Annotated in this window: 9 protein-coding genes; 2 read left to right on the forward strand and 7 right to left on the reverse strand. The window is 69.8% G+C overall.

The window, feature by feature from the left end; translation table 11 throughout:
• The first annotated feature begins 55 nt into the window (after window positions 1-55).
• Window positions 56-925: a UbiA family prenyltransferase gene (locus tag OG966_RS03015; RefSeq protein WP_326647757.1), complete on the forward strand. Its 870-nt coding sequence runs from the start codon at window positions 56-58 to the stop codon at window positions 923-925.
• A 116-nt stretch (window positions 926-1,041) separates the two neighbouring features.
• Here OG966_RS03015 and OG966_RS03020 read toward each other — a convergent pair whose 3' ends face one another.
• From OG966_RS03020 to OG966_RS03050, 7 genes are all read right to left on the reverse strand, one after another.
• Window positions 1,042-2,073, reverse strand: a complete 1,032-nt coding sequence (locus tag OG966_RS03020) for an aldo/keto reductase (protein ID WP_326647758.1) — start codon at window positions 2,071-2,073, stop codon at window positions 1,042-1,044.
• Window positions 2,074-2,144: 71 nt separating this feature from the next.
• On the reverse strand, window positions 2,145-3,080 hold the full coding sequence (locus OG966_RS03025) for an NADP-dependent oxidoreductase (RefSeq protein ID WP_326647759.1): 936 nt from the start codon (window positions 3,078-3,080) through the stop codon (window positions 2,145-2,147).
• A 305-nt stretch (window positions 3,081-3,385) separates the two neighbouring features.
• Complete coding sequence (locus OG966_RS03030) at window positions 3,386-4,213, reverse strand: AfsR/SARP family transcriptional regulator (protein ID WP_326647760.1); 828 nt, start codon at window positions 4,211-4,213, stop codon at window positions 3,386-3,388.
• A 251-nt stretch (window positions 4,214-4,464) separates the two neighbouring features.
• Window positions 4,465-5,682, reverse strand: a complete 1,218-nt coding sequence (locus OG966_RS03035; protein ID WP_326647761.1) for an alpha/beta hydrolase family protein — start codon at window positions 5,680-5,682, stop codon at window positions 4,465-4,467.
• Window positions 5,683-5,807: 125 nt separating this feature from the next.
• Entirely contained in the window at window positions 5,808-6,506 is a 699-nt protein-coding gene (locus OG966_RS03040) for a TetR/AcrR family transcriptional regulator (RefSeq protein ID WP_326647762.1), read from the reverse strand.
• The gene (locus tag OG966_RS03045; RefSeq protein WP_326647763.1) at window positions 6,507-8,105 is read right to left on the reverse strand and encodes a DHA2 family efflux MFS transporter permease subunit; all 1,599 of its coding nucleotides are present in this window, start codon (window positions 8,103-8,105) and stop codon (window positions 6,507-6,509) included. It abuts the gene before it with no gap.
• A gap of 128 nt (window positions 8,106-8,233) precedes the next feature.
• Window positions 8,234-8,782, reverse strand: a complete 549-nt coding sequence (locus OG966_RS03050; RefSeq protein WP_326647764.1) for a 4'-phosphopantetheinyl transferase family protein — start codon at window positions 8,780-8,782, stop codon at window positions 8,234-8,236.
• A gap of 473 nt (window positions 8,783-9,255) precedes the next feature.
• Here OG966_RS03050 and OG966_RS03055 point away from each other — a divergent pair, with 473 nt between their 5' ends.
• Window positions 9,256-11,055, forward strand: a complete 1,800-nt coding sequence (locus tag OG966_RS03055; protein ID WP_326647765.1) for a fatty acyl-AMP ligase — start codon at window positions 9,256-9,258, stop codon at window positions 11,053-11,055.
• Window positions 11,056-11,087 lie beyond the last annotated feature (32 nt).

Genomic DNA, 11,087 nt, shown 5'->3' on the forward strand with positions numbered 1-11,087 from the left:
AGTAGCCCGTGCGGCTGTCACACCCGTTCCGCCCCGGAGTGCCTACCATCGCCCGGTGGGCACTACGGATCAGGCACAGGTACGCGACGCGACCGCGTGGCCGCTCCGCTGCGCGGCGGGACTGGCTCTGTCCTGCCATCCGGGGCCGGTGGTCGCTGTGAGCGTCCTGGCTACCGCACTGGCAGTCAGTACCGGCCTCGGCGCCGCGCGTTGCGCGCTGATCGGCACCGCGGTGCTGGCGGGCCAGCTCTCGGTGGGCTGGTGCAACGACGCCTTCGACGCCCGGCGCGACGCCGCGGTCGGCCGCCGCGGCAAACCGGTGGCCGACGGTGCGGTGAGCCGCGGCGCGGTGTGGACGGCGGCGTTCGCCGCCCTCCTGCTGTGTGTGCCTCTGTCGCTGGCCTGTGGCCTCATCGCCGGTACGGTGCACCTGACCTCGGTCGCTGCGGCGTGGCTGTACAACCTGAAGCTCAAGGCGACAGTGCTGTCCTGGCTCCCGTACGTGATCGGATTCGGTACTCTGCCGGCCGTCGTCACCCTGAGCACGCCCGGCCGTCTCTGGCCCCAGTGGTGGGCCGTGACGGCCGGAGCACTGCTGGGCATCGCGGCCCATCTGGGCGATGTACTCCCGGACATCGGCGATGATCTGGGGACCGGGATGCGCGGTCTGCCGCAGCGGCTGGGCGTCGCCCGAACGCGGCTGCTGTTGCCGGTCCCCCTGGTGGCGGCGACGGCGGTACTGGTGCTCGGACCCGCGGGCCCGCCGGGCGCGTGGGGAGTGGCCACACTGCTGGCGGCGCCGCCGACAGCGGTCGCGGGGCTCACACTTGGCCGGTACTGGCGCAAAGCGGCGTTCGCCGGGACAGTCGCCGTGGCGGCGGCAGATGTGGTGCTGCTCCTGGTGCGGGGCACCGCCCTTGCCTGACCTGGATGTCAACACCGCCTCGGACAAGGCAATGTCCCGAGTCACGGCACCGGGGCCTTCCCCGATCCCCGCCGGCGGATCTCCGGCCTCCCCCGGTGACCCGGACCGCACCGGCGTCACCGTCGCCGCAGGGACGTGTCGGACAGCGCCGGCGGCGTGTAATAGAAATCGTCCCGGTTCAGATCCGTGCCCGGAGGCACGATCTCGTCGATCCGGTCCAGGACGTCCTCACTCAGCTCGATGTCCACGCCCTCCAGCAGGTCATCGAGGTGGGCGGCCGTCCGGGGGCCGATGATGACCGAGGTGACGGCCGGGTGGGCGCGTACAAACGCGACCGCCAGGTGAGCGAGCTTCAGGCCCGCGTCGTCGGCCAGCGTCGTCAGTTCGCCGAGGGCCTCCAGCTTGCGGGCGTTGCCCGGCACCGACGGGTCGAACTTGTGCCGCTCAAGGGCTGCCCGGCCGCTGCCCGCCGTGAGGTTGATGTCCGTCGGCCTGGCGTACTTGCCGGAGAGCCAGCCCGCGCTGAGCGGGCCCCAGGTCAGCACACCCATGCCGTAGCGCTGGGCGGTCGGCAGTACCGCTGCCTCGACGCCCCGGGCCAGGATCGAATACGGCGGCTGCTCGGTGCGGAAACGGATGTGGCCGCGCCGCTCGGCCGTCCACTGAGCCTCGACGATCTGTTCCACCGGGAATGTGGAGTGGCCGATCGCGCGTGCCTTGCCCGCGCGCACGAGATCGGACAGGGCGGAAAGGGTCTCGTCGATGTCCGTGTCCGCGTCGGGCCGGTGGACCTGGTACAGGTCGACGTAGTCGGTGCCCAGGCGCCGCAGACTGTTCTCCAGGGCGCGGGTGAGCCAGCGCCGCGAGTTTCCGCTGTGGTTGGGATCGTCGCCCATCGAACTGCTGCCTTTGGTGGCGAGCACAACGTCGTCCCGGCGGCCCTTGAGCGCCTTGCCGACGATCTCCTCCGATTCACCCTGGCTGTAGACGTCGGCGGTGTCCACGAGGTTGATCCCCGCGTCAAGAGCCCGGTGGATCATACGGACCGACTCGTGCTGGTCGCCATTGCCCCAGGTGCCGAACATCATGGCGCCCAGGGCGTATTCGCTGACCGAGATGCCCGTACCGCCGAGGGTCCTGCGCTTCATGAGAGCCGCGCCTTTCGTAGGCCGGGTGCAGTGAATTGCCCCCGGTGCCGGTCCCGCTCAGAAATCGTCGTTCATGAGGTGGTGATGACGACCTTGCCCCGGATGTGCTTCCCGGCGAAGTCGACGACTGCCTGTACAGCGTCGTCGAACGCGTAGCGTGCGCCGATTTCCACCCGCAGCCGCCCGTCCGCCGCCCGGGCCGCCAGATCCTCGAGATCGCCCGGCTCCGCCTGGAAGGAGCCGATGTAGACGGGCGAAACGTCGCGGCCCAGATCGTCGGGCCCGAAGAGCGGCGACACCAGCCGGCCGCCCGGACGGACCGCACGCGCGGTGTTCGTGAGCCCCTCCCCGGAATTGACCAGGTCGACGACGACGTCGACGCCGCCGGGCACCAGCCGCAGGGTCTCCTCCACGACATCGGCATTCTTGTAGTCGACGGTGTCGGCTGCGCCGAGGCCGCGCACGTACTCCTCGTCGTCCGCGACGGACGTGGCAATCACACGGGCCCCGAGCGCGTCGGCCAGCTGCACGGCGTACAGTCCGATCCCGCCGGTCGCCCCGACAACGAGCACGCTCTCGCCCGCCGTCAGCCGGACGGCGCGCAGCAGGCAGACAGCGGTGAGCCCCGATTCGGGGATGGCGGCGCCGTGCACGCTGTCCAGGCCCGCAGGCCGCCGGGCCAGCAGGGGACCGGGCGAGGCCACCGTGTAGTCGGCCACGGCGCCCGCCCGCCCCGTGAAGGCGAGTACCGGATCGCCCGGCGCGTATCCGGAAACGCCCTCCCCCACCTCGGCAACGGTGCCCGCCGCGTCCATTCCGATCACCAGCGGGTGGTCGACCGGGAAGAGGTCCTTCGCCGCTCCGGTGATCAGCGCCAGGTCGAGCGGGTTGAGTGCCGCTGCCTCGACCCTGATCAGCACCTGGCCGGGTTCCGGGGCAGGCGTGGGGAGTTCGGTGACCGTGATCCGGTCCAGCGGCATGTAGTCGGTGGCAACGAGAGCTTTCACGGGCGCGACTCCCTGACCTGAGTAGACCACCGCCACGCGGCAGCCTGCGACTGGGGCACCTGGGGTGAGCGCCCTTCTCCCTTCTACTCGGTCGGAACCGCCCAAGCGAGGAGCCCGACCGTAGGCACCGCCGGACGAGGCGCCGGCCGGCGGATCGCCGCGGGTCGCAGCCTCCGCCCTTGTGCGCACCCGATGATCCCCGGTGGGCGGGTCACGAGCCGCTCACCGGGGATCGCCCGTGTGCGGCTCGTCGTCGCGGACGATCTCGTGGCCGGCTGACATCGCCCGCTCATCACACCGCGGCGTCAGCGAAAGGAAGGCGCCAAGCCCCCGGCGGGGTCGGCCCGCAGGATGGCCTCCTGGGCGTGCCGCAGCGGCGGGCCGGGTTCGATCCCGAGCTCTTCCCTGATGATCTTCCGGACCCTGCGGTACACGCCGAGCGCGTCGCTCTGCCGGCCCACCCGGTACAGAGCGACCATCAACTGCCGGTGGAAGGGCTCCCGCAGCGGATGCTGGACCACCAGGCCCTTGAGTTCCTCGATGACGGCGTAGTGGCGGCCGAGAGCCATGGCGGATTCGATATTCAACTCGATGCAATTGAGCCGTTTCTCCTCCTCCACGGCCGCAAATGAGTTGATCTCCAGAGAACCTGCAATACCATCCAGGACAGGCCCCCGCCACATGGCGAGGGCCTGTCCGAGATGCTCCGACGCGGCCAGGTGGTCAGCCGCGAAGTAACGGGATCTGCCGCTTTCGTAGAGTTCGTCGAACAGCCGGACGTCGAGCTGCGCCTTACTGACATTGAGAATGTAACCGGGCGACACCGTAATGATCGGCGAGATCCTTCCGGGTTCGCTGAGGAGTTTCCGTAATTGCGACACATAGACGCGCAGGCTCGCGGTCGCCGAGCGCGGCGGCTGCTGCTCCCACAGCTCGGCGACCAGCTTGTCCCCCGGTACGGTCTCGCCCGCCCGGACGGCCAGGAGGGCCAGCAGCTTGGCGATCTTCGGTGGCGCCGGCGTCAGGTCGACCCCGCCGCGGGTCACCCTCAGCCGGCCGAGCACCTCATAGCGCAGCGACTGGCCGTTTTGCGCAGAGTGCAGGGACACGTAAACCCCCTGAATGCGTGTCACGCATTCGATCGTTACCAATCCCCCGTGTGCTCCCTGATGCCGCATGGAGTACACGCTTGCCAATAAACAGCCTAGCGCGGCGATCGTTACGTGGTCATTAAATGAAAGATAACAGCCGAGATGAGGTCCGAATGTGCTATTTCCAGCCATTGAATCAGCTGGAATTCAATTGTTGAAGCGGTAGCGACGGAGGCGGCCCGCTCGGGAGAATCCCCTTCGCGGGCCGCCTCTTGTCCTGGCAGGTACGACGGTCAGGTAACGGGCACCCGGTCAGGGGCGAGAGTCTCGTCCAGCCAGGAGAACAGCCGGTCGTGGTAGAGACCCATGGCTCCCGAGTGGCAGTGTGCGCCCCCGCCTTCGTCCGCGGTGAAGACGTGCAGCGTCTTGGCGCTGTTCAGCCCCGTGTACACCTTCTTCGCGTGTTCCAGACCGGCGAAGAACATGTCCTCCTCGGCGTCGAGCACGAGCACGGGACAGCGCACCTGTCCCACGACCTCCGAAAGGTTGAAGGCCGGCATGCGGCGGAGCAGTTCGGCGGGCGTATCGACGCCGAACGTCCACAGTGCCTGCCGCAGCAGCCAGCGGGTGAAAGTCTGCTGGACCGCGATCCCGTACATCACGGGATTGGCGAAGTCGTCGCAGCCCTGCTCGACCCACTCCAGCACGAATTGGGGCAGCGCCACGACATCACCGAGCTGCCAGACCGCGTCGTGGGCCACGCAGCCTGCCAGCCGGTGCTCGAACGCCGCGGCGCGTACGGCCAGCAGACCACCGAGACTGGTGCCGATCAGCGCCAGACGCTCGGCATCCACGCCCGGCTGAGCCAGCGCGAAGTCCACAGCCGGGGCGACGACGTTCTCCCAGTCGGGCCTGAAGGTGAGGCCTTGTTCGCGCAGCACCGAGCCCTGTCCCGGCCCTTCGATGCAGAGGCAGTGGTAACCGCGTGCCACTGCGGCGGCCGCGACGAAGAAGTAGCCCTCTTCGAGTGTGGAGTCGATCCCGCCGTGGTGAATGATGGTGGGCCGTGGCCCGGCGGAGTCGTCGGCCCGGTAGAAGTGGCCCGGCAGCGAACCGTTCTCGTACGGGATGCGGACGAACTGCGGTGGGCGCTCCATCAGTTCGGCGGCCTGGGTGAACGTGTCCTTGGAGAGCCGCATCAGCCGGGCGGCCTCGGGGTCGTGGGTGGGGTCGTCGCGCAGGAAGAACTCGGCCGTCCGGTAGTAGTTGTGCGCGCGCAGCAGTGCGGCACGGGCGTCGACGGTCCGCTTCTCACCGAGTGCCGCCGTGCCCAGCCGGTGTACGCGCTCGGCCATGGCGGTCCACTCGCGCCGCCAGGCGTCGGTGTCGCCGTCCTGGATCCGCGAGGCGACGGCGATGACCTCGCCGAGCTGTGCACCGCCGAGGTCGGCGTAACCGGCGGCGCGCAATGCCTCGTAATCGAAGGCAGGGTCGTCGAAGAGGAATTTCATGGCTGCGGCTCCTGGGTCGAATGTGGTGCTCCAATGCCCTGGATCGGGCGTGTTGCGTGACTGATCTGTGCGTGCCGAGAGTGGCGCCGGTCCTGCGTAGGCTGAGGTGGGGGTGGGGGGAATGCCTACCGGGGTTCGGGGTGAGCCCTCGTCCCGTTGAGGAAGGTGTCGACGATCGACTCGGCGAACGCGGCGGACTCCACCGGTCGTTGCCGGAGGATCAGCCGGGAGAGCATCGGTCCGGTGAGCAGTTCGATGGCCTGGTCCACGTCCAGGCCCGGACGCAGCTCTCCGCTGTCCATGCCTTCGCGCAGCGCCCGGCGCAACGCGTCCCGCCGCGCGGCGACCACCGAATTCTCGAACCGCTCGACCAACTGCGGGCGGCGCACCGCCTCGCCGAGCAGTCCGGCGAGCAGACGGTGCAGATTGGTGTCCTGACCCCGGCTGCGGATCTGGTCGACCAGGCTCACCAGCCGGTCCCGCAGCAGGAGTCCGTCCAGCGGCGGGACGGGGAGGTCGAGGCTGCTCAGGGCGGCGAGTACCAGTTCTTCCTTGTTGCGCCAGCGGCGGTAGATGGTGGCACGGGCGACCGAGGCCCGCTGCGCCACCAGGTCCATGGACAGGGCGCTGAAGCTGCACCCTTCGCCGAGCAGGGCGAGTGTGCTCTTCAGGATCGCCCGGTCCGCGGCGGGATCGCGCTGGCGGCCGCCCCGGGCGGTACGCACCGGAACGGCATCGGGCCCGCGCCGGTCCGGGGACGCGGATATGGACCGGAGGCCGTCGGGCGTGTCGCCCTCGGCCTCCGGCTGAACGTGTGCCGGCATTCAGACCTCCGTGGTGTGGTCGGCTCTTGCCGCTTCCTGGATGTCGGAGCGGTCCGCACTCCTGCGAAGGGGCAGGAGCAACAGGCTGACGAGGGCGCCGAGAAGGGTGACTCCAGCGGCGACCAGAGCGGTGACATGCATGGCGGACACGAACGAGTCGACGGCCCCAGCCGCAAGCCCGGACCCGCGCGGGCCGAGCGAATCGGCGACGGCCAGCGTGCTTTCGACGGACTCCTCGGCCCGGTCGCGGACTGCGCCCGGCAGGTCCGCCAGTCGGCCGGCCACCTCGGAGCGATAGACAGTGGACAGGACCGAGCCCAGCACGGCGACCCCTAGAGCGCCGCCGACCTGGCGGAACGTGGTGTTGACGGCCGAGCCGGTGCCCGCCCTCTCGCGCGGCAGGGCGGACATGACCGCGGTCGTGGCGGGTGGCATCACGCACGCGATGCCGACGCCCAGGACGAAGAAGACGGATTCCAGCAGCCACAGTTCGGTGTGCTCGTCGATGGTGGCGACGGTGAGAAACGCGAGTGTGGTCAGCACCATGCCGGTGACGCACACCGGGCGGATCCCGATCCGCTTGGCCACGAGACTGGCCGGCGGGGAGAAGGCCAACTGGGCCACGGCCAGGGGCAGCAGGCAGTACCCGGCCTCCAGTGGAGACCATCCGCGCACGCTCTGCAGATAGAAGACGAGGAAGAAGGTCGCACCGAGCAGCGCGAAGAACACCAGGCCGATGACAGTCACCGCCGCCGAGAAACGCGGGATACGGAAGAGGGCTATGTCCAGGGCGGGACGGCGGGTTCGCCGCTCCCAGGCGACGAAGGCGGCCAGCACGGCGAGCCCGCCGAACAGGGGCCCCCACACCTGGGCCGCCGCCCAGTCGTCCGATTCACCGCCCTTGATGACGCCGTACACCAGCAGGGTCAGGCCGACGACGGACAGGGCGACGCCGACCGGGTCGAAGCCGCCGCGTCGCGGGTCGCTGGACTCCGGCACGACGAGGAGAGCGGCGACGGCGCCGACCACGACGATCGGGATGTTGATCAGGAAGACCGAGCCCCACCAGAAGTGTTCGAGGAGTGCGCCACCGGCTATCGGGCCGATGGCGACGGCGAGGCCGGCCGCGCCGGCCCAGATGCCGACGGCCTTGGCATGCTCCGCGGGTGGGAAGACGTTCATGATGATCGCCAATGTCGCGGGCATCGCCAGCGCGCCGCCGACACCGAGTCCGGCGCGGGCGACGATCAGCTCGTCGGCGCTGCCCGCGTATGCGGACCACAGCGAGCAGGCGCCGAAGACCACGAGCCCGGCCACCAGCGTGCGCTTGCGGCCCCAGCGGTCGGCGAGCACGCCGGTGGTGAAGAGCAGCGCGGCGAAAACGAGCGTGTAGGAGTCGACCGACCACTGCAGCTCGCTCTGCGAGGCGCCCAGGCCGATGGGTTCGGGCTGAGCCAGCGTCTTCAGTGCCACGCTCAGTATTGATGTGTCGAGGACCACGAGCAGGAGGCTGACGAGCAGGACGCCCAGTACCCACCAGCGGCGGGCGTCGGGGGCGGGGAGCTGCCCGGCGGTACGGAGTAGGGGCTGTGCTGTCACGGATTCCGCTCCTCGCAAGAAGAGGGTGCTGCGTGAACTGCCGTCTGATGCCGTGCGGTTCGCACGTTAGGCCCGACTCTCCATCGAGTCAATGCCGTATCGAAACAACGTTGACTCGTATCTGGCCATCAAAGGCCGGCCGCCGGTCCGACCGCGCACGCGACAACGAAGTGCTGTGCGACGACGCCGCTTTGGAAGTGCCAGTCCGGTGCTGTCCGGCAGCGCCAGAGAGTGGCGTCCCGCCCGACCCGGCGCGGCTGAAAATACATACTCGGGAAGTCCAGCCCCAACCCGAGGCCCAGGGCCTTCGCATACGCCTCTTTGAGCGTCCAGAGCCGCACGAGCATGCGGTTGCGCTCGGCGTACGGGAGCAGCCGCAGGGCGGCGAGCTCCTCCGGATGGCAGACCTTCTCCGGCAGCCCCGGCGTGAGCAGCAGCCGGTCCTGCGCCTCCACGTCCACGCCGATCCGGAACCTGCCGGCCACACCGACCACCAGGAGACCGGCGGTGTGACTGATGCCCCCGTCGAAGCCCGCCGGCTCGCGCACGCCGGGGCGCCCGCGTGCGCCCCGCCCCAGCACCACGCCCGCAGGACCGATGCCGGCCGCGGCGGCCACCGCCTGGCGCAGCAGCAACCGGGAGCCGAACAGCCGTGCCCGCGCCGTGGGTTCACGCATCGCCCGATACCTCGGCCAGTCAGCGCCGAGCAGCTCACGGGCGGGTGCGCACGGTGCGGACGCCCAGTCGGTCAGCCGTCCGTGACACACCGCGTACCCGTGGCGCCGCACGTTCTCGCCGACGGCACCCCAGGGTCCCGAACCGGGAAGTAGAGGTCCGACCGAAAAGGGCACCACACCTGGTTCCGCCACCGCAGCCCTCCTCTCGTTCCCCACGCGCTCCGCCTCGGCCGCCTCATCCGGGAACGGCACCGAGTGCCAACACACGGCGTACACAAGGATTTACCCACTGTTCTATCGCCTCCGGGCGGCACCGTCCTGGAAACGCTGGACCTGCGACGTGCGCATCAAGCGCGCCTTTACGACTCCTTTTCACCGCCCTCCAACGATGGAGGAACCGGGTGGCACTTGGTGCCGCCCCGTCCCATATCCCGTACCGGCGGAGCAACCGCCGACGAGCGACAGGGGAAGAGATGCGCAGAACCTTGACGGACGCCGTACGCGCCGGCGTGGAACAGCACCCCGAGCGGGCCGCGTTCGTGTACCTGCACGAAGACGGCCGGAGCATGCGGCCCGAGCGGCTCACGTACAGGGAACTGGACCGCAGGGCCCGCCTGGTGGCCACCCGGCTGCGCGAGGCGGCCAGGGGAGACGACTCACGCCCGGTGCTGCTCCTCTATCCGCCCACACTGGACTTCGTCACCGCATTCCTGGGCTGCTTCTACGCCGGGCGCACCGCCATCCCCGCGCCGCTCCCCGATGAGCCCGGTGAACGGCTGGCCCGGGTGCGCGGCATCCTGCGGGACGCCTCGGCGGGCGCTGTGCTGACACTTCCCGAACACCGGCATGCCCTCGCCGCCTGGCTGACCGCCGCCGGAGAACGGGATGTGGTGTGCCTCGCGGCCGGCGGCGACGACGCCACGGAGCCGGACGTCTGGTTCCCGCCACACGTACGGGACGAGGACCTGGCCTTCCTGCAGTACAGCTCGGGCTCCACCAGCGAGCCCAAGGGAATCATGGTCACGCACGCCAATCTGGCCGCCAACCAGGAAGCCATCCAACGGGCCATGGACACCCGCAAGGGCGTCGTCACCGGCAGTTGGCTGCCGCTCTACCACGACATGGGCCTCATCGGGATGACGCTGCACCCCCTGTGGATGGGCGGCACGAGCGTACAGATGTCACCCATCTCGTTCATCAAGCAGCCGCACCGCTGGCTGCGCATGATTCACGACTACCGGGTCGAGGGCACCGCCTCACCCAACTTCGGCTACGAGCTGTGCACCCGCCGGGTCACCGAGGAACAGTCCGCCGGACTCGACCTGTCCACCCTGCGAGTGGCGCTCAACGGGGCCGAGCCCGTACGCGCCGGCACGATCCGCGCCTTCAGCGCGCGCTTCGCCGCCAACAGACTTCGCCCCCAGGCCATGCTCCCCTGTTACGGACTGGCCGAGAACACCCTGCTGGTCTCCGGCGGCGACACCGCAGGACCGCACGTCGAACTGGTCGTGGATGCCCACGGTCTGGAGCAGGACGAGCTGCAGCCCGCGCAACCCGGCCGGGCAACCAGGACCCTGGTCGGCTGCGGCCGCCCGAAGGGCACCGAGGTCCTCCTCGTGGACCCGATGACCCTCGGGGTCCTGCCGGACGGCCGGGTCGGCGAGATCTGGCTGCACGGCCCCTCGGTGACCGCCGGCTACTGGAACCGCCCCCAGGAGACCGCCGAGTCCTTCCGGGCGTCGACCGCGGACGGACGCTCGGGGTACTTCCGCACCGGCGACCTCGGCGCCCTGCTCGGCGGGGAGTTGTACGTCACCGGCCGGATCAAGGAGATGCTCATCCACCACGGCCGCAATCTCTACCCCCAGGACATCGAACATGCCGTGCAGGACTCGGGGCCCGCGTTCCGCCGTGGCGGCGGCGCCGTGTTCACCGTCTCGGACACGGAGGCCGAGCGCGCCCACGTGGTGGTGGTCCAGGAGATCCGTCCGCGCACCTACGACGAGCCGGACCTGCCGGGACTCGCCGCTTCGGTACGGGAGTTGGTGAGCCGCGAGTTCCAGCTGCCCGCCGCGAGCGTGGTGCTGGTACGACCCGGCGCGATCCGCAAGACCACCAGCGGCAAGACGCAGCGCACCCTCATGCGGCAGCTCTTCCTCGACGGCGCCCTGCACGTACTGCACCAACGCCTGGAACGACCGGTCGAGGCCCTGATCGACAGCCGCGCCGAGGACGACCCGGAGTCCGCCCCGCTGGCCGCCCCCGGCCGCTGAGACCACCCGGACCCCCAAGGGAGAGGTACGCC

Origin of the sequence: Streptomyces sp. NBC_01750 (assembly GCF_035918095.1) — a bacterium.
Taxonomy (GTDB): Bacteria; Actinomycetota; Actinomycetes; order Streptomycetales; family Streptomycetaceae; genus Streptomyces.